This window comes from Clostridium sp. cel8 (assembly GCF_014050525.1).
Taxonomy (GTDB): domain Bacteria; phylum Bacillota; class Clostridia; order Clostridiales; family Clostridiaceae; genus Clostridium_B.
In genome coordinates this window covers 116,183-140,420 of sequence record NZ_JACGAG010000004.1, presented here as the reverse complement: position 1 = coordinate 140,420, position 24,238 = coordinate 116,183, and the positions used below count along the sequence as shown (strand labels likewise).

Annotated in this window: 17 protein-coding genes, 1 riboswitch and 1 other annotated feature; of the genes, 1 reads left to right on the top strand and 16 read right to left on the bottom strand. The window is 29.7% G+C overall.

What is annotated here, in order from left to right; all coding sequences use genetic code 11:
* Nucleotides 1–18 precede the first annotated feature (18 nt).
* The 10 genes from H2684_RS05640 to H2684_RS05595 form a co-directional block, all read right to left on the bottom strand.
* Nucleotides 19–1,221: an aspartate kinase gene (locus H2684_RS05640; protein ID WP_182088434.1), complete on the bottom strand. Its 1,203-nt coding sequence runs from the start codon at nt 1,219–1,221 to the stop codon at nt 19–21.
* A gap of 76 nt (nt 1,222–1,297) precedes the next feature.
* Nucleotides 1,298–1,470: riboswitch (Lysine riboswitch) on the bottom strand.
* Between the two features lie 61 nt (nt 1,471–1,531).
* Entirely contained in the window at nt 1,532–2,851 is a 1,320-nt protein-coding gene (locus H2684_RS05635) for a M18 family aminopeptidase (protein ID WP_243159289.1), read from the bottom strand.
* 27 nt (nt 2,852–2,878) lie between these two features.
* The gene (gene hydE, locus H2684_RS05630) at nt 2,879–3,919 is read right to left on the bottom strand and encodes a [FeFe] hydrogenase H-cluster radical SAM maturase HydE (RefSeq protein WP_182088433.1); all 1,041 of its coding nucleotides are present in this window, start codon (nt 3,917–3,919) and stop codon (nt 2,879–2,881) included.
* Between the two features lie 43 nt (nt 3,920–3,962).
* Nucleotides 3,963–6,089 (bottom strand): UvrD-helicase domain-containing protein, encoded by a 2,127-nt coding sequence (locus H2684_RS05625; protein ID WP_182088432.1) that lies wholly within the window; start codon nt 6,087–6,089, stop codon nt 3,963–3,965.
* 39 nt (nt 6,090–6,128) lie between these two features.
* The gene (ftsH, locus tag H2684_RS05620; protein ID WP_182088431.1) at nt 6,129–8,057 is read right to left on the bottom strand and encodes an ATP-dependent zinc metalloprotease FtsH; all 1,929 of its coding nucleotides are present in this window, start codon (nt 8,055–8,057) and stop codon (nt 6,129–6,131) included.
* A gap of 181 nt (nt 8,058–8,238) precedes the next feature.
* The gene (gene pepV, locus H2684_RS05615) at nt 8,239–9,630 is read right to left on the bottom strand and encodes a dipeptidase PepV (RefSeq protein WP_182088430.1); all 1,392 of its coding nucleotides are present in this window, start codon (nt 9,628–9,630) and stop codon (nt 8,239–8,241) included.
* Between the two features lie 26 nt (nt 9,631–9,656).
* Entirely contained in the window at nt 9,657–11,093 is a 1,437-nt protein-coding gene (gene proS / locus H2684_RS05610; protein ID WP_182088429.1) for a proline--tRNA ligase, read from the bottom strand.
* Between the two features lie 48 nt (nt 11,094–11,141).
* Nucleotides 11,142–11,348, bottom strand: a binding site (T-box leader).
* Between the two features lie 57 nt (nt 11,349–11,405).
* Nucleotides 11,406–12,503 (bottom strand): Ldh family oxidoreductase, encoded by a 1,098-nt coding sequence (locus H2684_RS05605; RefSeq protein ID WP_182088428.1) that lies wholly within the window; start codon nt 12,501–12,503, stop codon nt 11,406–11,408.
* A 117-nt stretch (nt 12,504–12,620) separates the two neighbouring features.
* Nucleotides 12,621–13,685, bottom strand: a complete 1,065-nt coding sequence (locus tag H2684_RS05600; protein ID WP_182088427.1) for a lactonase family protein — start codon at nt 13,683–13,685, stop codon at nt 12,621–12,623.
* 78 nt (nt 13,686–13,763) lie between these two features.
* Nucleotides 13,764–14,558, bottom strand: a complete 795-nt coding sequence (locus tag H2684_RS05595) for an IclR family transcriptional regulator (protein WP_182088426.1) — start codon at nt 14,556–14,558, stop codon at nt 13,764–13,766.
* 449 nt (nt 14,559–15,007) lie between these two features.
* Here H2684_RS05595 and H2684_RS05590 point away from each other — a divergent pair, with 449 nt between their 5' ends.
* Complete coding sequence (locus tag H2684_RS05590) at nt 15,008–16,768, top strand: transporter (RefSeq protein ID WP_182088425.1); 1,761 nt, start codon at nt 15,008–15,010, stop codon at nt 16,766–16,768.
* A gap of 172 nt (nt 16,769–16,940) precedes the next feature.
* Here the strand turns inward: H2684_RS05590 and H2684_RS05585 are convergent, their stop codons facing one another.
* The 6 genes from H2684_RS05585 to H2684_RS05560 form a co-directional block, all read right to left on the bottom strand.
* Nucleotides 16,941–17,909 carry a sugar kinase gene (locus tag H2684_RS05585; RefSeq protein ID WP_182088424.1) on the bottom strand — a complete coding sequence of 323 codons (969 nt, stop codon included), beginning with the start codon at nt 17,907–17,909 and terminating at the stop codon, nt 16,941–16,943.
* Nucleotides 17,910–18,044: 135 nt separating this feature from the next.
* Nucleotides 18,045–18,785 (bottom strand): SDR family NAD(P)-dependent oxidoreductase, encoded by a 741-nt coding sequence (locus H2684_RS05580; protein WP_182088423.1) that lies wholly within the window; start codon nt 18,783–18,785, stop codon nt 18,045–18,047.
* 73 nt (nt 18,786–18,858) lie between these two features.
* Nucleotides 18,859–19,209: a cupin domain-containing protein gene (locus tag H2684_RS05575; RefSeq protein ID WP_182088422.1), complete on the bottom strand. Its 351-nt coding sequence runs from the start codon at nt 19,207–19,209 to the stop codon at nt 18,859–18,861.
* A 24-nt stretch (nt 19,210–19,233) separates the two neighbouring features.
* On the bottom strand, nt 19,234–21,120 hold the full coding sequence (locus tag H2684_RS05570) for a heparinase II/III family protein (protein ID WP_182088421.1): 1,887 nt from the start codon (nt 21,118–21,120) through the stop codon (nt 19,234–19,236).
* Between the two features lie 2 nt (nt 21,121–21,122).
* Entirely contained in the window at nt 21,123–23,195 is a 2,073-nt protein-coding gene (locus H2684_RS05565) for a DUF4962 domain-containing protein (protein WP_182088420.1), read from the bottom strand.
* Nucleotides 23,196–23,242: 47 nt separating this feature from the next.
* Nucleotides 23,243–23,887, bottom strand: coding sequence for a bifunctional 2-keto-4-hydroxyglutarate aldolase/2-keto-3-deoxy-6-phosphogluconate aldolase (locus H2684_RS05560; protein ID WP_182088419.1), 645 nt, complete (start codon nt 23,885–23,887; stop codon nt 23,243–23,245).
* Nucleotides 23,888–24,238: the final 351 nt, after the last annotated feature.

The following is a 24,238-nucleotide window of genomic DNA, read 5'->3' as shown; positions in this document are numbered from 1 at the left end:
TTTCCTCCTAAGTATTAATTAAAGATTAAATTCTTTTGCTACAAGTTTAATAGTCTTTAATTTATCTTCATGTTTTATTGCACATGTAACTCTTATTTCTGATGTAGTTATCATTTTTACTTGTATATTATTTTCCTTAAATAGCTTAAACATCCTTGCAGCTACTCCAGAAGTTGTCTTCATTCCTATACCAACTATAGAAAATTTAGTTATATCTTCATCTATATCTACCTGTGTCTTTATATCACAATGCTCTTTCAATATATCCAAACATTCATTTACATCCACTTTAGGTATTGTAAATGATATATTTATCTTATTATTTATAGGTGCAGTTTGACTTATCATATCTATATTTATTTTCTTACTAGCTATACTTTCAAATAAATTAGATATTAAATTTATATTTTCATCCACATTTTTTATTGTTATTGCTATATCCTCATCGCTAGTTGCAACTCCTGTTACAGGTTTATTTTCCATATTCATATTTTTATCCCCCTTTATAACTGTTCCTCTTATCTTACTATTACTAAGCCCAACATATATTGGTATATTATATTTTTGGCCAAGTTCTATTGACCTTGGATGCATTACTTGTGCACCAAGACTTGAAAGTTCCAGCATTTCTTCATAATCTATCTCATATAATTTTTTTGCATCTTTATAATCCCTTGGATCAATGCTGTATATCCCATCTACATCAGTATATATTTCACAAATCCCGTTTAATTTTGCTGCTATAGCTACTGCAGTTGTGTCAGATCCTCCCCGACCAAGTGTAGTTATATCTCCATCTTTATTTATGCCCTGAAATCCAGCTGCAATTACTATTTTTCCTTCATCTAGTCTATCTTTTATTTTGTTTGCATCAATATCATCTATAAGAGATTTTCCATATTGACCACTAGTTTTTATCCCTATTTGGTATGCAGTATAACTTATAGCATCAAAACCAAATGATTTAATAGCCATAGCAAGAAGTGCTGCTGACTTCATCTCACCTGTTGACAGTAACGCATCAAGTTCTCTCTTATCTGGAGTATCCGTAACTTTATTAGCAAGGTCTATAAGTTCATCTGTAGTATCTCCCATAGCAGATACTACTATTATCATACTGTTACCGGCTTTTTTTCTATTTATTACAGTTTTAGCTATATTTTTTATTTTCTCAACTGTACTAACAGAACTTCCTCCATACTTTTGAACAACTATTGCCACAATATCACTCCCTAAAAATTTATAAAAATAAATACAGTAAAGGGACACCTCTACTGCATAAATATGCAATCTTGTGTACCTTTGTAGCTCTCCACTAATTAAATCAAGTGACAGATTTACACATATTATGTGCAAACCCAGAAAGTATCTTTGCCAAGTTACTTTCTTCGGCTGTAATTCCTTTCTTTGAATCTAAACGCCTGCCAGCTAAAAACAAATACTCTTAATTACAGCACCTCTACCATAGGTATTTTTTTATTAAATTGCTCTAAGTTTAACATAAATATTTTTATATTTCAACTATAAATTTTTATAAATCGTAAAATTTTTTAAATGACCTTTCAGCATAACAATAGTCCTTTACACCACCAAGTTCTCTTATAGAATGCATAGACAATATAGGATTTCCCATATCAACAGATGTAATATTTACATGGCTTGAGGATATAGGTCCTATAGTTGAACCTCCTCTTTCATCTGAACGATTTACAAACACTTGAACAGGTATTTTTGCATTTTTACATATTTCTCTGTATATAGCACTTGATACACTATCTGTTGTGTAACTCTGGCTAGCACTTATTTTTATAACAGGTCCTTTATTAATTATAGGTCTGTTTACAGGATCTGACTTTTCCAAGTAATTTGGATGAAGTGCATGGCCTAAGTCACAGGATATTATAAACGACTTAGATATTGCTCTATAAAATTCTTCTATATCTTTTCCAAAATTAAATGCTATTCTCCTTAAAACTGAAAGAAGCATTGGTGAATCTGCTCCTTGTTTTGTTGTACTTCCTACTTCTTCATTGTCAAAGCACACCATTACATTTATTCCATGCTTTACTTCACAACTTGAAATAGCTTCAATTCCAGGATATACCATGCTTAAATCATCCAATCTTCCAGATGATATAAATTCTCTATTTTGTCCAACTATACTTCCCTTTTCAAATTCATATAAAAAAAGATCAAAGTCAAGTATTTCATCAGGAGAAACTGAAATTTCAGATGCAATTATCTCATTTATATATTTGTGACCTTTATAATTCTCATTTACAAGAGCCACTAGAGGTAGCATATGAGTCTGTCTATTTAACTTTATTCCTGAATTTATATTTCTATTTAAATGTATTGCCAAATTAGGTATTACCATTAAAGGCCTTTTTACATTTACAAGTCTTATATCAGGATGAAGTGGATCTTTCCCTCTTAAACAAACTCTACCTGCTAGTGATAGTGGTCTATCCATCCATGTATTTAAAATTGGTTCACCATATACTTCAGTATTGAACTTTATATATGATCCTTCAACTTCTATATCAGAATTAGGCTTTAATCTAAATCCAGGAGAATCCGTATGAGCTGCTATTATTTTAAACCCTATATCTTCTATTTCTCCATCTCCAATAGTAAACGCAATTAGTGCAGATTGATTTTTTGTTACAAAATACTTACCACCTTTTTTAAGATTCCATTTATCCCCTTCAAAAATTTCTGTAAATCCACGTGATTTAAGAAGTCTTGATGCATTTTTTACTGCATGAAATGACGTTGGACTTTCATAAATATAATCTATAAGCTGATTTGCTTTTTTAATTTCATTCTCTTCATCTTCCATATATGTCATAAATTTTCCTCCTATAAAACTATATAATTAGCATCCTACTTTAATTCTAAACCCTTTAGTTGATGCAACTTTTCTACCTATTGTTACTATTTTACCGGTTATACAATTTACGCAATGTGCTGGAGTATCACCTGTACATATTTTTCCAGGATACAGTGCATACAATTTTCTATATATACCCTCAGTTACATTTGGCATAACTACATTTGATCCACTTTGCAAAGCTATAACTCTTCCTTTAGGATTCAATGTTTCCATAGCCGTTGTAGCTGGAATATTTGCATCTGGAATCAAAAGTCTTGTTATTGCAACTACTTTTCTTGCAGTTTCAAAATCTCCACCAGTTGCATCTTTAAGAGGAGTATCTTGATTAGGAATAAATGGTCCAACTCCAATCATGTCAGCATCAATATTTTTAAAGAACAATATGTCATCAGCAAGGGATTCTATAGTTTGCCCTGGAAGTCCTATAAGACATCCAGTTCCCACTTCATAACCCAAAGTTCTCAAATCTCTAAGACACCTTTTTCTATTTTCATGACTCATTCCAGGATCCATCTCTTCATAGAGTTTTGGATCAGTAGTTTCTATTCTCAAAAGATATCTATCTGCTCCTGCTTCTTTATAGGCTTTATATTCTTCAAAACTCTTTTCACCTATACTTAAAGTTATAGCAACATCCATCTTTTTTATATTCGATATAATATATTTCATTTTATCTACTGTATAATAATCATCTTCTCCAGATTGCATTACAACAGTTTTATACCCATATCCAACAGCCTTTCTAGCCAATTCTATAATTTCATCCGGATCTATTCTATATCTCTCTATATTTTTATTATCGCGTCTAAGGCCACAATACATGCAATTTCTCTTGCATATATTAGAAAATTCTATAAGGCCTCTTAAATGAACTGGATTCCCAACATACTTTTCCCTTGTCCTATCTGCAGCTCTAAATAATTCATTGTTATATTTACTGTCTTCAAACAATCTTACTATATCTTCTTTACTCATACTATGATATTTTTCAGCGTATTCTATTACATCAAGTAAACTTTTCATAACAATTCAAATCCTTTCTGAAAGATTTATAAAATTTCATATATCAAACTTTATACACACATAACTTATGAAGAGCTCTAGTTGCCATTATATATTTTATCTTATTTAAACTTTCACATGAATCTTTGAAATTATCTATCATTATAACTGCATCAAATTCAAGTCCTTTTGCAAAATAACTAGGTAGAATTACTTCACCTTTTGAATATATTATATTCTCACTATCAAATAAAGTTATGTGCATTTTTTGTGAGATTAGTTTACCTAATGTCTTAGTTTCCCTCAAAGATCTACACACAACTGCAATACTTTCATATCCAGACTCCTTAAATTTCATAATATCATTAATTATAGCATCTACTATATCATGATCATTAACATACTTATGTTCTTCAACGCATTCACCATTTCTAACTCCAACTACATTATTGTTTTTAATATATCTACTTGCATAGTTCATAATCTCACTTGTAGATCTATAACTTGTATTAAGTGGGAAATACTTCACATTTAAATCTGGAAATACCTTATGAAGATTTATCATAGCACAATCTTCATCTATTGGTATAATTTTTTGATTAACATCTCCTACAATAGTAAATGAATTACATCCAGTAAGCTCTCGAAGCACTTTAAACTGAAGAATTGAATAATCCTGTGCCTCATCTATTACTATATGCTTCAGATGCTTTTTATATTTTAATCCCTCTAATTTTATTTTTAAATACAGTATTGGGGCAAGATCTTCGTATATTATTCTCTTATTTCCATTATACTTATTGTACACATCAATTACATTAGGATTTTTAATCCATTCTAATGTATCTTTTTTAATTCTTATTACTTCTTCTATTACTTCTCTTATTTTATTTCTTCGTATAAATTCTAAATTAGTTCCAACATCATTGAGTTCCTCTTCACCCATATTTGATATCATATTTTCATAATCTTCTTGTATCTTTTTTACTATATTATTTCTTTCATCATTTATTTTAGAAAATATTATCCTCAATATTCTTCTTGTCCTTTTAAAAAGAGGCATGGATTTAAAATATATGTTCATCATATCTTCTATGTCAGATTTTTTAGCTATTACTTTTCCATAAAACTTTACATCTTTAATTTTAAAATAATTTTCTTCTAAGTCTTCAACTAAACTATCCATATCTTTTATATATTGAGCTGATCTTTTATATTTTATATCCTGTATGAATTCAGCTTTATCTTCCAATATATTTTCCATATATCCCCCAAAATCCATTATATCCCCAGTTTGATCTATTATTTCAGATGCAAATTCTTTAAAAGTTGTCTGCTTTACTCCTTCTTCTCCAAGAGTTGGAAGTACCATTGAAATATAATCCATAAATATACTATTAGGACCAAGTATGAGAACTTTATCTTCCAATTCAGCTCTATAGTTATATAAAAGATATGCTACTCTATGAAGAGCTATAGTAGTCTTTCCACTTCCAGCAACTCCATTTACCACTATGACAGAATCTCTAGGCTGTCTTATAAGATCATCTTGCTCTTTTTGTATTGTCATAACTATATCTTTTAATTTTTCGCTTGTATTCTGACTTAAAATAAATTGAAGTATCTCATCTTTAACATTCAATTTTGAATCAAACATTCCCTGAAGTTCACCATTTTTTATAATGAACTGTCTTTTAGATAAAATATTTGCTTTTTCTTTTCCTTCAGGTGTAGTATACTCACATTCACCTAACTTACCTTGATAAAAAAGGGAACTTACAGGAGATCTCCAATCCACAATTAGAGGTTCATATTCTTCCTTATTTGTGAGTCCAAATCTCCCTATATATATATTCATTTCTCCATATCTATCCTCAAAACATACCTTTCCAAAGTAAGGTGATTTTTTAAGTATAGTAAATTCTCTAAGTCTTTTTTCTATAAGTTTAAACTGTTCTTCTTTTACATAAAGCTCATGATTAAAATACTCAATACCTTTATCTTCGTCATCTCTATACTCTTCTAGATTTTTTTCTCGGTACTTCAAAATAAAATCTATTACCTTTTTTCTCTCATCCACGAAGTAAAGCATTTGATTATTTATTTCACGAATCACTTGTTTTAATTTATCTTTTTCCTTATTTAATTCAATTTCTTTTAAAAGCTCTTTTTTAAGTTCCTCATTCTCCATAAAATTATCTCCATTTTTATAAAATCATTGTATTATATATTAATCATTCACAAAATTATTTTCTTTATTATCAGATTTATCTTCTACTTTTTCATTATTTTGTTTATTTTTTTTATTATTATACTCATGTATCATATCCATAAATTCACTTCCCATAAGTGTTTCTTTCTCAACAAGAGTATTTGATATATAATTTAAAAGATCTATATTATTCAAAAGTATATTTTTAGCTCTATTATGAGCTTTCTTTATTATATTCAATATTTCCTGGTCAATTATAGTTTCTGTTTCAATACTACAATTTTTAACTGGTTTTCCATTCAAATATCTATTTTGCATAGATTCAAGTCCCATCATATCAAACCTATCTGTCATGCCATAAATAGTAACCATGTTTCTAGCTGTTTGAGTAGCCCTTTCTATATCATTTGCTGCTCCTGTTGATATGCTGTTGAACTTTACTTCTTCAGCTGACCTTCCACCTAACATTACACAAATCTGATCTAACATTTCTTCTTTTGTATTAAGGTATTTTTCTTCTTCTGGAAGCTGCATTGTATATCCAAGTGCTCCCATTGTTCTTGGCACTATAGTTATTTTATGAACCGGATCCGTGTGTTTTAAAAGAGCAGCTATTAACGCATGACCAACTTCATGAAATGCCACTTGTCTTTTTTCCTCTGGAGAAAGTATCCTATCTTTCTTTTCTTTACCGGCAATAATTACTTCAACTGCTTCTTCTAAGTCCTCTTGTTTTACAGAACTTCTCCCATTTTTTACAGCTCTTAGAGCAGCCTCATTTATTATATTTGCAAGATCTGCACCTACTGCACCAGGAGTAGATTTAGCTATTGAATTTAAATCTACATCTTCTGAAACTTTAACTCCTTTTATATGAACTTTAAGTATTTCTTCTCTTCCCTTTAAATCAGGTCTATCAACTATAACTCTTCTATCAAAACGTCCAGGTCTTAAAAGTGCCTTATCTAAAACTTCTGGTCTGTTTGTAGCTGCAAGTATAACAACTCCTTTTGAAGAATCAAAACCATCCATCTCTGCAAGCAATTGATTTAATGTCTGTTCTCTTTCATCATTTCCAGATATATTTCCATCTCTACTTTTTCCTATAGCATCTATTTCATCAATAAATACTATACAAGGTGCTTTTTCTTGAGCCTGTTTAAATAAATCTCTAACTCTAGCTGCACCCATACCTACAAACATCTCTACAAAAGCCGATCCTGATATAGAAAAAAAAGGTACTTTAGCTTCTCCTGCTACTGCTTTTGCAAGAAGGGTTTTTCCTGTTCCAGGAGGGCCAACTAAAAGAGCTCCTTTAGGCAGTCTTGCTCCTATATCCACATATCTTTGAGAATTATGTAAAAAATCCACTATTTCAACTAGTGATTCTTTTGCTTCTTCCTGTCCTGCCACATCTGTAAAATTAACTCCTGTTTCATTTTCTGCATATATCTTTGCTGTATTTTTGCCAAAGGACATAACTCCTCCGCCCATTTTTTTACCAAATATTCCAAATAGAAACTTCCATACCAGTATAAGTATTATAGTAGAAATTAGTATTGTAAACAAGTTTTTTATTAATGGACTTTCCTGAGGTACTCCTCCATATTTTACTTTAGCTTCATTTAATCGTTCTACCAAATTAGGATCATCAATTTTCTCAGTATATAGAACTTTTCCATCACTATTTTCTTTTGGTACTATAACTAATTTATCTTTGCCTATATCAACTTGAGAAATTTTATTTTCATTGATATAATTTATAAATTCACTATATTCTATATGCTTTGACTTTAATTCGGTTAGATAATCATTAAAGAAAAACATTATCATAATTATAAGTAAAACATAGTATATAGTGTACTTCCACTTATTATCATTGAATTTATTATTTTTAAACCTTCTATTACTAGTTTTTTTCTTGTTGAGCTTTTTATTATTGAACATATCTGTCCTCCATCTTATTCATCTATACTTAATATTATAACAATAAATATGATTTTTCCTAATACCTAAATAAAATTTTTCATATTATTTTAATACATATAACTAAAATAAAATCTCCAAAAGTCTTATCAACAAATTAATAAGGCCCTCAGAGATTTTAATATCAGATGAATAATTTATATTACTTAGCTAATTCATATATGGCATGTGCATATATTTTAGCATTTCTCACTATCTGATCAATCTTTATATATTCGTTGGCATTGTGAATTGTTTCAGGTTCACCTGGAACCATTGGACCAAAAGCTACCATATTAGGCATATCTTTTGCATAAGTTCCTCCTCCAATTGCAAGAAGCTCAGCTTTTTCTCCAGTTTGTTCAGTATATACTTTCTGAAGAATCTTTATAAGTGGATGATCTTCTGGGAAAAATAGTGGTTTTTGATGCATCATATCTTCAATTCTAAATCCCTTTCCATCTATTCTTGCCTTAAATGGATTCATCATATCATCGTACTTACAAGTTACAGGATATCTTAAATTAAGTGCTATTGATATCTTATTTGATTCAGTATTTACAGCTCCTACATTAAATGTAAGTTTTCCAGACTCCTTATCTTCAAGAGCTACTCCAAAAGATTTTCCATCAGTTTCAAATCCTACATACTTATTAAAGAAGTTTACTACATCCATTATATCTGACTTATCAGCATTAATATCTCCTAGTAGTTTAAACATCTGCATAACCGCATTTTTGCCAAGTTCAGGTGTGCTGCCATGAGCTGCAAGTCCCTTGACCTTTACTACAATCGTTTCATCTTTCAATTCTATATCTGAATCAAATCCATTTTTACTAGCTAGTTCTTTTAATGATTTCACAACCTCACTTACATTTTTAGCTTTTAGACCAGCTTCACAATAGTTTGGAACTACATTTGCTCTCTCTCCGCCTTTTATATATTCTACAACAATATTTCCATTATGATTTATGTTAATATCTTTTACTAAATTAAATACAGTTATTCCCTTTTCTCCATATATAATAGGATATTCTCCATCTGGAGTAAATCCATATACAGGAGGCTTTTCTCTGTTGTTGTAATACTCTACTTCAGAACATCCACTTTCTTCATTTGTACCAAATATAATTCTAACTTTTTTTGAAAGTGGCAATTTTAAATCCTTTAATATTTTCAGAGAATAAAGTGTTGTAATAATAGGTCCTTTGTCATCCATTGTACCTCTTCCATACATTTTACCATCATGTATTTCAGCTCCATAAGGTGGAAATTTCCATCCTTCCCCTTCAGGTACAACATCGAGGTGTCCAAGTACTCCAACATAATCTTCTCCTTCTCCGTACTCTGCGTATCCCATATAACCATCTAGATTAACAGTTTTAAATCCTAATTCTTCTGCAATTTCAAGAGCTTTTTCAAGGGCCTTATTAACTCCTTCGCCAAAAGGTTTTCCTGGCTTTGGCTCGTCTAATACACTTTTTATCTTTACAACTTCTTGAATAGATTTTATCATATCATCTTTAAGCTCATCTGCTCTTTTATTTATTTCCATAATGAACCTCCTATATTAAAAAATAATTAATATGCTCTACCCCAGTATACAAGATGTTTTGCCTTTTTACCACAACATACACATGTATCTGAAATATGATCTTGCTCAAATGGTATACATCTTGAAGTAGCTCCTGTTTCTTCTCTTATCTTATCCTCACAAGCTCTATCACCACACCACATTGCCTTTACAAATCCGGTCTTATTTTCTACTATATCCTTAAATTCATCCATATTACGAGCTTCATGAGTTTTATTTTTAACAGATTCTCTTGCAGTCTGAAGCATATTCTTGTGGATATCATCTAAAAGTTCAGGTATCTTTTCTTCCAATTCATCCATTGGAACAAATATCTTTTCTCCTGTATCTCTTCTTGCAAGTACAACTTGATTCTTTTCAATATCTTTAGGACCAACTTCAAGACGAATTGGAATTCCCTTCATTTCATATTCACTGAATTTCCATCCTGGCATTTTATCGCTGTCATCTAATTTTACTCTAGCAACTTTTGCAATTCTTTCTTTAAGTTCATTTGCCTTTTCAAGTACTCCCTCTTTATGTTGTGCTATAGGTACAACAACTACTTGAATTGGAGCTATTTTAGGTGGAATTACAAGTCCATTGTCATCTCCATGTACCATTATAATAGCACCTATAAGACGAGTTGTTACTCCCCATGAAGTCTGATATATGTATTGAAGCTTTCCTTCTCTATCTGAGTACTGTATTCCAAAGGATTTAGCAAAATTTTGTCCCAAGAAATGAGATGTACCTGCTTGAAGTGCTTTTCCATCATGCATAAGAGCTTCTATTGTATAAGTACTATCTCCTCCTGCAAATTTCTCCTTTTCTGTTTTTTTACCCTTTAAAACAGGTATTGCAAGTATATCCTCACATAATTCAGCATATATGTTAAGCATTCTTATAGTTTCATTTTCCGCTTCTTCTTTTGTTTCGTGTATAGTATGACCTTCTTGCCACAAAAATTCTGTAGTTCTTAAAAATGGACGAGTTGTTTTCTCCCACCTAACTACGGAACACCATTGATTATATAGCTTAGGAAGATCTTTGTAGGATTGAATTATCTTAGCATAGTGTTCACAAAATAAAGTTTCTGAAGTAGGCCTTACACAAAGCTTCTCAGTTAACTCTTCCTCTCCACCATGGGTAACCCATGCAACTTCTGGTGCAAATCCTTCAACATGATCCTTCTCTTTTTGAAGAAGACTCTCTGGTATAAATATTGGCATATATACATTTTCATGTCCTGTTTCTTTAAATCTATCATCAAGATATCTCTGTATTCTCTCCCACATTGCATATGCATATGGCCTTATTATCATACATCCTTTTACACTTGAATAATCAGCTAATTCAGCTTTTTTTACTATATCAGTGTACCACTGAGCAAAATCCTCATCTCTAGATGTTATCTCTTTAACTCTTTTTTTTGATTTTGTCATTACAACTTTCCTCCTATTTTTTACTAAATAAAAACTCCCCCATCCCAATACTGGGACCGAGGTTATATCGGCGGTGCCACCCTGATTAATATATTACTAAACACATTCACTCTTTATTTTAACGACGTATGCCGCTGTAACTTTAATTACAGAACTCCAAGGTAGGTTCAAAATAATTGCCATAGAAACTTTTCACCAAATAGTTTCCTCTCTAAAAAAGCATATATTTTTACTAGTCCTCTTCTTAGTATTTTATTAATATAAGATTCACATTTTATGATAAAATATGAATCTTATATTGTCAACACATAATTAATCTAATTTTATTATATAATCTTTAGGATTTATATCAAAATACTTACATATATCATATATTTCATTAAGTGTATTATCATTCATTGGAATTCCATTTTTCATCTTGTCATTATAAGCTTCAACTTCTTTTTCTCCATGAGTATATATTCTAACAGCATCTTTTGCTTTTTTAGAATTTCTCAATTCATTTAAATATTTAGAAAGTCCCTTCTCTATAGATTTTTTATCTCCAAATATGCTATGATCTATAGCACAAAAATAATGACAAGTACCGGATCCATTTTTTCCATCTAAATGAACATAGTTTCCTGTAAGTCCACCAGATAAAATTGCAGTAAATATTTCTACTGCAAGAGCGAAGCCATATCCCTTATGTCCTCCTGTAAGTTCTTTAGAACCTCCAAGTGGAACTATTCCACCTCCAAGATGTCTTGGCACATTATACAAAATATCTTGTGGATCTGTAGTATCCTGTCCATCAGCATTTAAGGCCCAGCCTTCTGGAAGAGGCTCTCCTCTCTTATTGTAAACCTCTACCTTTCCTCTTGTAACAACACTTGTAGCCATGTCCATCAAAAATGGATAAGGTTCTGCAGGTATGGATATAGCAATAGGATTTGTACCTAACATAGCTTCTTTCCCAAAAGTAGGAACTATAACTGCTGGTGAATTTGTCATTGATATTCCAATTAGTCCTTGCTTTTCAGCCATTCTTGCATAGTATCCAGCTATTCCATAATGATTTGAATTTCTAACAGTTACCATTCCTATTCCTACAGTTTTAGCTTTTTTAATTGCCATATTCATAGCTTCTCTTCCTATTAGTTGCCCCATACCAGCTTGTCCATCTAAAGTTACAGATACTGGTGTTTCTTTAACTATCTTAGGTTTTGAATCTACTAATATAAGTCCTTTTTTTATTTCACTATAGTATTTTACAAGTCTTTGAATTCCATGAGATTCTATCCCAAATAAGTCTGAAAGAAGTAAAACATCTGTTATTGTTTTACTATCTTCACTGCTGAATCCAAACTTTTCAAAAACAAGGTCACACATCTTTTTTAACCCATCATATTTAACTCTTGTATACGACATTTTTAGCCCCCTAATGTTTCATATATTTAATTATTAATTTTAACTCCATATAAATGCAATGTCAAAGATTTGGAATTTATCCACCGTACTCCATATATCTTTTATTACTTTGGCCATCTACTCATATATAAATTTTATACACACAGGATTAGGCACACTTATATTTTTATCAATTAAGTCAAGTTTTCCATTTTCCACATCTCTTTTAAATAGTACTATATTATTAGAATTTTGATTTGCTGCCACTATAAATTCTCCTGTAGGATCAATCTCAAAATCTCTTGGAAAACTTCCATATGTTGAAATATATTGAATAGGTTTCACTTTACCTGAGCAAGTATTAATTTCAAATACTGCTATACTGTCATGTCCCCTATTTGAAGCATACAAATATTTACCATCATATGATATATGTATAGCACCACCTGCACTACTTTCAGTATAATTTTCGGGAAGAGTTGATACTTTTTGAATAAATTCAAATTCACTATTTATTTCATTATATTTTAATACCACTATTTCAGATGTTAACTCAGTTATTACATATATGTAATTAAGTTTTGGATGAACTACCAAGTGTCTAGGACCTGAGCCAGGCTGAAATTTAAACAAGGCTTTTCTATTTTCTTTTAAAATACCATTTTCTATGTTATATACGGATAAAGTATCACATCCAAGGTCAATTGCATATAAATTCTTTTGATCTGGAGTAGGTGAAACATAATGCAAATGTGCACTTTCTTGATTTTTATGTGGTCCTGATCCCTTATGGATTACAACAGATGTTCTTAATTTGAGGCTTCCATCTTCATCTATTGGAAAAGTTTCAATATTCCCTTTATGATAGTTTGCAGAAAACAGATATTTTCTATTATTATCAATACTTACATAACAAGGAGGTTTACCAGTTGATAGTTGAGAGTTTAAAAATTTAAGTTTTCCTGTAGAATTTTCAATTAAAAATGATGCAACTCCACCTCTTTTACATGATTTTGCTACAGAATACAGATATTTATTATCATTATCAATACAGAGATATGTAGGATTTTCAATATGCGCTGCTAAATCCACATCTTCTATTTTTCCATTGCTTACGTTTAATTTAAACTTATATATGCCTTTACTTTCTCCTGTTGTATATGTTCCGATATATCCCATCAATTTTTTATTAGCGTTAGCCATATTTAACCATCTCCAAACTTAATAATTCACTCAAAGAATTTTATATATATTTCGCTATGCAAAATATAATTTCATATGTTAAGGCATAAATCCAAGCAGCTTACTTATCGTACTAGAAATTTTAAATAGTTCATCTTTATAACCTAACAAATCTTCAATAGAATTAAATAATATTACTGATGATATACTTATAGTTGCACACATCTCCCCCTTTGAATTAAAAATAGGAACTGCAATACATATTATTCCATCCTCATTTTCAATTCTATCAAGTGCATACTTATTAATGCGAATTTTTTTTATTTCTTCGAGCATACTCTCTTTATCTACAATTGTATTTTTAGTACGCTTTATAAAATTAATTCCTTCAAGTATACCCTCTATTTTTTCATCAGAAAATTGAGAAAGAAGCAATTTCCCCGATGCTGTACAATAAATAGGTGCCTTTTTACCTATTTTTGATGCCATATTTATACCTCTATTTTCGTAATTAGGTGTTATTTTATCTATGTAAATAATATTTTTAAATGATTCCTCTGGAATACACAAGTGAGCAACTTCACCAATTTTATTAACTAATTTAGTTATGTATGGTTTAGCTATATTTACTAGATCAATTCCACTTTTTAAGCTGGATGCAAGGTATAATATTTGAGTACCTAACATATATTTGCTGTTCTCATCATTTTTTATTACATATTCTTTATTTTTTAAAGTAGAAAGTATTCTATGTATAGTACTTTTATTCAATCCCAGCTGTTTTGAAAGTTCTGCAATTCCACATCCTTTTGGATATTCAGCTAAAGCATTTAATATTTCTAATGCTTTATCCACTGATTGTACGAAATTTGAGTTTTCTGAATTATTATTCATAATTATAGCGCTATCCTCCAATTTTAAAATATAATTTTAAGTTAATTATATCACTTTATCCTATTTACTTAAACAAAATATAGTTTTATATTGTGAAACAATATTATTGACTAAAAAAATAAAATGCTGTAAACTATCAATATAGTTGAGAAAAGTTTACAATAAAATTTCATAAAAATATAGATAAAATTAACTTTTAATTGTATAACAAACCATTTACCAGAACAACTTTAATAAAAATAGTGAAAAATATCTTTCATAAAAATATTTTAACAAAAAAATTATGGATAAATCAATTTTTATTAATTGAGTTTTTCTCCATATTTTATTTCTTTATAAAAAATTTCTATCATATTTATATATAATTTATCGTCACAAAAATCAACTAAAATATAAATCAACTTTTCTTTACTATACATTAAATATTTAAAACAGGGAAGTGTAAATATATGGATATTTTTATAGTAATTGTTTATTTTACCTTTCTAATATTAATTGGATGGTTTTTTAGAAAATTCACATCTTCTACTAGTGATTATTTTAGAGGAAGTGGTAAAATGCTATGGTGGATGGTAGGGGCAACTGCATTTATGACACAATTTAGTGCATGGTCCTTTACAGGAGCTGCTGGAAAGGCTTTCACGGATGGACTAGCAGTTCTAATTATATTTTTAGGAAATGCTATAGGTTATTTTGGTAACTATTTGTTTTTTGCTGAAAAAGCAAGACAAATGAGAGTAGTAACCCCAATGGAAGGCATAAGGCTAAGATATGGAAAATTAAATGAACAAGTATTTACTTGGGCAACTGTACCATCAAGTATTTTATCATCGGGAATAGCTCTAAATGCATTAGCTATTTTTGTTAGTGCTGTCACTAATATACCTATGTCTACTACTATTATTGTAACTGGAATAATTGTTATTCTTATAGCAGTAAGCGGTGGTTCTTGGGCAATAATATCATCTAATTTTTTGCAAATGGTCATAGTTATGTCCGTATCTATTATTGCAAGTATTATAGCCATTTGGAAATCCGGTGGTGTTGTTCCACTGTTTCAAAAAGGATTACCTCCTATGCCTATTGCAGGTCATGATATTAATTACATGTTCTTATTCGTTGCTTGGACTTTAGCTGTATTTGCAAAACAATTCTTTAGTACAAACAGTATTACAACTTCTTATAGATACATAAGTGCAAAAGATAGTAAAAATGCCAAAAAGGCTGCCTTATTAGCCTGCATTTTAATGCTTATAGGTCCAGTTATATGGTTTATTCCAGATTGGTTTGTTGCAGGTAATTTTCCAAATCCATCGACTTGGGGACTTAACACACTTGGGAAAAATATTAAAGATGCAACTTACTTTGTATTTGTTAGAAATGAATTGCCAAATGGTATGGTAGGCTTAATGCTTGCAGCTATGTTTGCTTCAACAATGCCATCTATGGATACAGGTCTTAATACAAATACGGGAATATTTGTTAGAAGTTTTTATAAAGCTATTATAAATACTACTGCTAATGAAAAAAGATTGATGATTGTAAGTAAAATCTCAACATTAGTTTTTGGATCTTTAATAATTTTTTCAGGTTTATTATTGAATTCAATGCAAAATACAAGCTTATTTAATAAAATGATGATGGTTGGTACTTTGGTTACATTCCCAGTATTAATTCCTTCTCTGCTAGGTTTCTTTGTGAAAAAAACTCCAGATTGGGCAGGTTGGGGAACTATATTAGTTGGTGCTTGTGTGTCTTATTTTGTTGCATTTATAGCTAATCCTCAGATGATTCAACATTTATTAGGACTTCCTAATCCACTTACAGATAGAGAATGGGGTGATATGCATTCCATGACTTTACCAATAATTCTTCATCTTACAATAACTCTTCCATTCTACTTAATTTCACAATTATTTTACAAAGGATATTCAGAAGAGAGAGAAAAAGAAGTTAATTTATTCTTTAATAATGTATCCACTAAGGTAATAGCTGATCATGAAAACGAGGTAGCAACAGATAATCACCAAAGAAAAATATTAGGAAAACTTATTATAGTTGTTGGAATATGCATATTTACTCTCACATTAATACCTAACAACCTGTCTGGAAGATTAATATTTGTTGCAGTAAGTGCTATAGTTTCTCTTATTGGAATTGTGTTAGTAAAATCTATACCTAAAGATAAAACAACAGTTACTCAAAAATAACATAACTTTATAACTTAATATTTTAGTAAATAAGGTATTACTAATAAAGGGAGATGCAAAAAACATCTCCCATGATATATATTTTACATAATTTAACTATCTAATGACATATATAAAAATTATGTTAAAATAAATTAATAATATTATGAAATATTCAAATTATATAAATATTTCATATAATATTAGCATCAACTTTTCCATTCATAAATCTTTCAAGTTCCTGTCTATTTGGATATCCATCGCTATCTCCTGCAGACATTACAGCAAGTGCCCCTATTGCAGTACCTCTTTTTACTGAATCCTTAACTGATAACCCTTCTAAAAGTCCACTTATAACTCCTACTGCAAACCCATCTCCTGCACCAACAGTATCTTCAACCTTATCAACTTTAAAACCTTTAACTTCATAAGATGTTTCTTTTGATTTAACAAAAGCTCCTTTGCTTCCCAACTTTACAATTACAATTTTAACGCCTTTATCTAAATAAAAATCTGCAATTTTATTTGGATCTTCACTTCCAGTTAAAATTAATCCTTCACTTATACCCGGAAGTACAATATCACTTTTAAATGCAATATCATTAATTACACTTATCATCTTTTCTTTTGATTCCCAAAGTTGAGGGCGCAAATTAGGGTCAAAAGTAATATTTATATTCTTTTCTTTCAATAATTTTATGAGTTCATATACAGCCTCTCTACATTCCTTAGATAAAGCAGGAAATATACCTGTTAAATGAGCATATTTAACTTGATCCAAATTCAATTTGTTTAGATCATGTTTTGAAAAATGTGAAGCAGCAGAATTCTTTCTAAAATAGTAAATTTTAGGATCTCCTGAGCTAACTTTAGACTTCAATTCATATCCAGTGAAATACTCTTCAGTTGAACTTACATAATCAATACCTATATTATTTTTATGCAAACTTTCCTTTATAAAATCTCCAAAAGGGTCACTACCAAGTTTTGTAATATATTGTGTTGAATGTCCTAGCCTTGACAACCCTACACAAATATTTACTTCAGCACCTGCTAAAAATTTCTCAAAAAATTTTACATCTTTTAATTCCTTATCCATTTCACTTTCTCCACTGGCTCCGAATAAAGTTAGCGGCTCTCCAATAGTCAAAAATTCACTCATAATAACACTCCTTTTTACTAGTATTTTATAATTTACTAGCATTTTATAGATAATATTAGACATCAATATTAAATTATTATAACCACAGGATTCCTGTGGTTATAATAATTTATGTTTAACTAATCATTTTTCAATTTATCTAAAATCTTGTCCACCATTTATTTGAATAACTTCACCAGTCAAATATGATGCTTTATCAGAAACTAGAAATTCGATGACTGTAGCAACTTCTGAAGCTTCTCCAAATCTCTTCATTAAAATTCCATTTTTCCAAGTTTCCATTATTTCTCTCTTTGTAGCTGCATGGAATGGTGTATCTATAGTTCCAGGTGAAACAGCATTTACTCTTATACCGTATTCAACTAAATCCTTAGCTAAAGCACGAGTCATAGTTAAAACTCCAGCTTTTGCAGTACCATATATTCCTGCTCCTGGACCACCTGCATTATAAGATGCAATAGATGCAAAATTAATTATAGAAGGATTTTCACCTTTCTTTAAAAATGGTATAGCTGCACGGGATACAAAGAATACACTATCTAGGTTTAATCCCATAACTTTTCTATAGAATTCAGTAGTCATATTTTCAAAACGAGATCTTCCACCTAATCCTCCAGCACAATTTACTAATACATCAAGTTTATCATACTTTTCTCCAATTTTCTTAAACATATCATTTACGCAATTTTCATCTGTTACATCAGCTTTGAAAAACTCAACATTTATACCTTCTGCTTTTAAATCTTTTACTGCTTTTTCTGCTTCTTTTTCAACAATTCCATTTATAAGAATATCATAACCAGATTTTCCAAGCTCCTTTGCAGTTGCAAGTCCTATACCTGAAGTAGCTCCTGTAATTAATGCAATTTTTGACATTTGAATTTCCTCCTTATATTTTTATATAATTTAGTAATAAAATTTAACAAAATTAAATCTTAATATTAAATACTTATTTATTACTCTTATTTAGAAAATCTTCTCTTTGAGGTGTAAATATATCTAGTAAAACAGTATCATCTTGTAATACCTTGCATCCATGCATACTATTAGGTGGCATATATATTGAATCTCCTGCTTCAATAATAGTTTTCTCACCTTCAACATAGAATTCTAACTTTCCCTTTACGCAATAAGTAACTTGTTCATGAAAATGCTTATGAAGTGACCCTACAGCTCCTTCTTTAAAATGAACCTCTGCTATCATCATTTTTCCACCATGTGCTACAATTTTTCTTTGGATTTTATCCTCTAACTTCTCTAATTTAATATCTTTGTTATGAAAAAAGTACTGTTCCTTCATTAAAACTTACCTCCTATTTTATATTTAATCTAATGTCCATATAATTCTAAATGTAGAATTATTATTCTTCTCTCTTAAAATAATTGAAGTACGCAAAAGAGATGCTGGATTATCATAGGTTTTAGCTATATAAATTTCTTTATCTTTAGTGTCTATCTCACTTTTTATAATTTTTCCATTCAAATCCCATTTTAGTACTACACTATCATTATCAGTAATTACTCTTTTTATATCCTGTATGTGTTGATATCCATTTTCTGTAAAGCCTAACTCAGCTTTTTCATATTTTAGTTCTGATAAAAGCTTAGCTTGACTGTGAAAGAACCAATCATATGTGTGAATATCTGATGAATTTACATCGAACTCATCTTTAAATCCAGCTGGAAGTATATCTATCTTTCTTGTATAATCTACACCATCATAAACATTTTCTGAAGTTGCATGTAAACTTGTATCTGTAAATTTCAAGACTTTACCACCAGCACTAGAAACATGATTCTTTCCATCAACAACTACCGTATTATGAGATACAGACATTCGATGCCATTGATTACACAAACGTGAAGCATAACCTGCATTTGATAAATCCCTTGTTAATATTGAGTTTCCTACCATGACTTCAATATTCATTTTATCTGGATGTGCATGTGAAGGACCTTTGTGTCCATATTTATAAAACACATTTATCTTATTATTCCTAAGAATGCCATAATAAGATGATGGATAATTATTTGATTTACGTTTGATTGGTTTTGCATTATCAAGATTTAAGTTTGGATTGAAAATTAATCTCTCCAGTGGTATTTTATTATCAAAATAATATGGTCTTGATAGAGGAATAATTCCACGTTCTAATTTACCATTTTCAATATTTTTCAATAAATTCCCTACTTCACTATCTTCACCAAAAATTTTAGTTGCTGTATTATAAATATAACTATATGTTTTTAAATTAACATTTGGCCACCCATCGTTAGGATTAGGTAATACATCATTATCAAAAGCATAATAATATGCAGAAATAAACATCTTTTTTACAATATTTTCTTCTTTTCCAAAATCATAATCATAAAGTTTAGTAAATAACAGTAAATTTGTTACTCCTTCTAACAAAAAGAAATTGTAATGAATAGATCCTTCATACCAGAATCCATCTTCTGTAACTCCTTTTTTTAGCTGATTTCTGATCCCAAATTCCCCATGAAAAATTCTGTCCAATAATTCTTCATTTTTTGTAAATAATCCAATCATTCCTAAAGCACTATTTATCCAACATGGAATATTGTGAATTCTTATTAATTGAACTTCAAGTAATTTTGTTGCAGGAATAAATAATTCTTTATTTACTCTATCTAAAAAATCTTCCCCTATTTTATCTTTTACCATTTCTAAGGCATTGATAATACGCACTAACATTATTGCTTCATTTAATGCTTGTGGCATTATCCTTGCACCGCCACCAACATCATACGTTAAGTCTTTTACAATTTTGTCTTTAGCATGTATAACAAATTCTTCATAATGATCTGCATAAAATGATAATATCTTTTTTATGTAATCTAAATATCTTTCTTCTCCCCTAATGTTATAGAGGGCAGCAGATTTTAGTAATGTAACAATAGCAGTATTTCTATAAAAATATACCCATACATTATCAAGAGTTTTACTCTTATATTCTTTTCCACATATTTCACACACATGAGAATGTGGCTTATTTAAATCAAATATAAGTCTTCCCCCATCTTGTTCACAAAAATAGTTATGACCCCATTCACTCATTTTGCTAGAATCATCTTTAAAATTACAAGCAAATTCAGTGACTTCTTCATCCATCTTATTTATCATAGAATAATACTTTTCTCCAGGCTGACATAACTTCTTAGTAAGGTCTAAGTCACTAAAATAGTCCAATTTTATACCTCCTCAATTATCCTTTTATAAAAACCATTATTTAATAATTCATGTCCATCAACTGTGAGTTTATTGCACTCTTTAGCCATAAACTTAATTAAGTTATCATTTTTATATTGTAACAATACTATTTTGGCATCAGCTTTTACTGTATCAAACTCAATATTTTTTAATTTTGAGAATAGATATACTTCTCTATTTTCATCTTTTTCAACAATAACACCTTGTGTATTATTATTTTTAATTTGTTTAACTTTAATTTTTTCTTCATCAAAAGCATTTCTTATTGAAAAAACATTTATAAAACACATATCTTTTGCTTTAGTTTCATTTTCAATATTTATAGTTTTCATATTAGTTTCTCTAAATTTATCTGGTTCTTGAGTTGTCATAATAGCTCGTACATTAGTATTTTTTAAATTCCAATTTATTTTCTCTGGCATAATTGAATATAAGTTCATTTTCGCTGGACCATTTTCATATTCAAATACTCTATTATCATTTACATTAGGCTTTGTATCAGCATGCATAGTCCATGTATAAGTATGATCTAAGTTACTTTCTAATTCATCTATCATTACAAAATATTCTTTTCCAGTATAAAACACATTTCTAGCAAAACGAGTTAATTGTAAACTAGGTTCATACATCTTATGTGCTTCACCTACAAAATAAACTATACCCTTTTCATTTACAAACTCTTCAATTTCAGCAACATTATCTTCCTTTGTTTCTTTCCAAATATTATTTTGACCTTCATTAGGATACCCTAATCCATCTACAGTAATAACATTGTGTTCGCAAGCCTTAACTGTCCTATTATATCCTTCATCTATTGCCAAATAAGCATCATAAGCATTTATAATAAAACTGTTATTGTCTGGATGTTGGTGTGATAATCCTCTAGTTTTCCAACCTTTTTTTCTGAACAAATCAAAAGATTTTTTCCATTGTTTTTTACCACCTGGATAACCTGATTTAAATGAAAAATGAATAGCATCTCTTTTCCAGCTAGATCTAATTACAATTAATCCTAAATCATCAAAATATTTTACTAAAGGTAAATCTTCAAATGTTTTTTCTTTTACTTTAGGATCATACCAAAGCAACTCTAAACCCGCCTCTGGTAAAATACCTGGCTTAACACCACTTTCATATTGTTCTCTATACAAGAAATTTTCTCTAACTAAATTTCCTAAATACTGTGCATGTCCATTATTATATTCAGAAGCAATTTTATAATACATAGCACAAGAATGACCACTTCTTCTATCATGGCAATCTCCAAAATTAATAATTTCTTCTAAATTTGGAGCCGCTTGATAGAGTCTATAATAAAAAGTATTTCTCATAAAATTACACTTTTTAAAATAATCAATATTTTCAGTATCTTTTAATAAATGTGCATATATAAACAACCATATGACACCATAACGCCAATATACGACACCCTCATAATCACTTCCATCATCAGCTAAAGCATTATATACAATATGAAAATTTGCTTTTGATGTGTCAATAATTTCTTGTGACCTTTCATATTCTCCTCTTAAAGCATATGCCGATGCTGCTAAACCAGTTAAATTAATCCAGTTATGATTTTGCCAAAATGCTGTGGACCAACCTTCTCCTTCTGTTTTTAATTTAAAATCATACATTCTATCTGATTGTAAAATTAATTTATCTTTAAGCATTGTTCTCTCTTCTGGTGTCAATTCATCTTTTAGCCAATCATAGGATAATCCAAGACCAAACAGCAACCATGCTGCACTTAAATCTACATCTACTAAATGTGCATTTCCCCAATGTGGATATTTAACAGCTGTAAAAATCCATCTTTTTGCTTCATCTAAATAATGTTTTTGATTAGTTAAAAGATAAGCTAAACTTAAATTAAGAGAAGCAATTCCCATAAATGTTGTACTTTGTGATGGATGTTTTTCTGGTAATTGCTCATTTGCATAAACACGGCACATGTCATATAAACGCTTAAAAAAAGGTTTTCGTATTGTTTTTATTTCTTCTCTTAATACATCAATATCATGAGAAATAAATAAATATTTTCTCTTTACCATTTTCACTACTCCTATTTATTAATATTTGTACATTTTCTATATTTATATTAATTTCTGGCTTCTTTTACTTTGCGAACAAATTCCATTGCAGTTTTAGTTATCTTATTATAGTCACCAGTTTTTGCTCCATCTGTTAACTTTCCTCCTACTCCTACTGCAATACATCCATTTTTTATCCACTGATCTACATTATCCAAACTTACTCCTCCAGTTGGCATTATAGGAACTTGAGGAAGTGGACCCTTTATTGCTTTTACAACACTTGGACCATATGCACTTCCTGGAAATAATTTTATAACATCAGTACCAGCTTCCATGGCCTTTACCATTTCTGTTATAGTCATACAACCAGCCATATAAGGTACTTGATACCTATTACACAATTTTGCTGTATCTAAATCGAAATCAGGACTTACTATATACTTTGCACCTGCAAGTATAGCTATTCTAGCTGTTTCACTATCTAGTACAGTCCCTGCTCCAACTATCAATTCTTTTTTTGAAAATTTATTTTTTAGTGAATTTATTACTTTATCGGCTCCTGGAACTGTAAATGTAACTTCTATTGCAGGAATACCTCCATCTATACATGCTTTAGAAATTTTTTCTGCAACTTCTGAATTCTCAGCTCTTACAACAGCCACAACTCCAACTTCTTCAATTTTTTTTAACGTTTCAATTTTCTCAATCATAATATATCTCCCCGTTTAAAGAATATTGAACATGCCTCTTATATGTTCCATTATATAAATCATTGTTTCGTATGTCAAGACACTATTTCATGTAATCTACTAATCATATGAAAAATTTTCAATGTAATTCGTTTTTATATCTCAATTTATATAATTATTTAAAATATCATTTTGAATTATGAAACAATAACTATTGACTAAAAAAATTAAATGTTGTAAACTATTAACATGATTGAGAAAAGAAATAAAACATACTTTAAATTAATAAGGTTTTCATTAAAAAAATAGAGATACACTTCACATTTAATTGTATAAATCATTTACCACAATAAATTTAATGACAATAGTGAA

Coding starts and splice junctions, on each gene's coding strand:
- H2684_RS05605 (WP_182088428.1), bottom strand. CDS start 12,503: ATGTCGTATACAAGAGTTAAATATGATGGGTTAAAAAAGATGTGTGAC.
- ftsH (WP_182088431.1), bottom strand. CDS start 8,057: ATGTTCAATAATAAAAAGCTCAACAAGAAAAAAACTAGTAATAGAAGG.
- H2684_RS05585 (WP_182088424.1), bottom strand. CDS start 17,909: ATGAGTGAATTTTTGACTATTGGAGAGCCGCTAACTTTATTCGGAGCC.
- H2684_RS05565 (WP_182088420.1), bottom strand. CDS start 23,195: ATGGTAAAGAGAAAATATTTATTTATTTCTCATGATATTGATGTATTA.
- H2684_RS05575 (WP_182088422.1), bottom strand. CDS start 19,209: ATGAAGGAACAGTACTTTTTTCATAACAAAGATATTAAATTAGAGAAG.
- H2684_RS05560 (WP_182088419.1), bottom strand. CDS start 23,887: ATGATTGAGAAAATTGAAACGTTAAAAAAAATTGAAGAAGTTGGAGTT.
- H2684_RS05580 (WP_182088423.1), bottom strand. CDS start 18,785: ATGTCAAAAATTGCATTAATTACAGGAGCTACTTCAGGTATAGGACTT.
- H2684_RS05595 (WP_182088426.1), bottom strand. CDS start 14,558: ATGAATAATAATTCAGAAAACTCAAATTTCGTACAATCAGTGGATAAA.
- H2684_RS05600 (WP_182088427.1), bottom strand. CDS start 13,685: ATGGCTAACGCTAATAAAAAATTGATGGGATATATCGGAACATATACA.
- H2684_RS05635 (WP_243159289.1), bottom strand. CDS start 2,851: ATGACATATATGGAAGATGAAGAGAATGAAATTAAAAAAGCAAATCAG.
- pepV (WP_182088430.1), bottom strand. CDS start 9,630: ATGGAAATAAATAAAAGAGCAGATGAGCTTAAAGATGATATGATAAAA.
- hydE (WP_182088433.1), bottom strand. CDS start 3,919: ATGAAAAGTTTACTTGATGTAATAGAATACGCTGAAAAATATCATAGT.
- H2684_RS05590 (WP_182088425.1), top strand. CDS start 15,008: ATGGATATTTTTATAGTAATTGTTTATTTTACCTTTCTAATATTAATT.
- H2684_RS05625 (WP_182088432.1), bottom strand. CDS start 6,089: ATGGAGAATGAGGAACTTAAAAAAGAGCTTTTAAAAGAAATTGAATTA.
- proS (WP_182088429.1), bottom strand. CDS start 11,093: ATGACAAAATCAAAAAAAAGAGTTAAAGAGATAACATCTAGAGATGAG.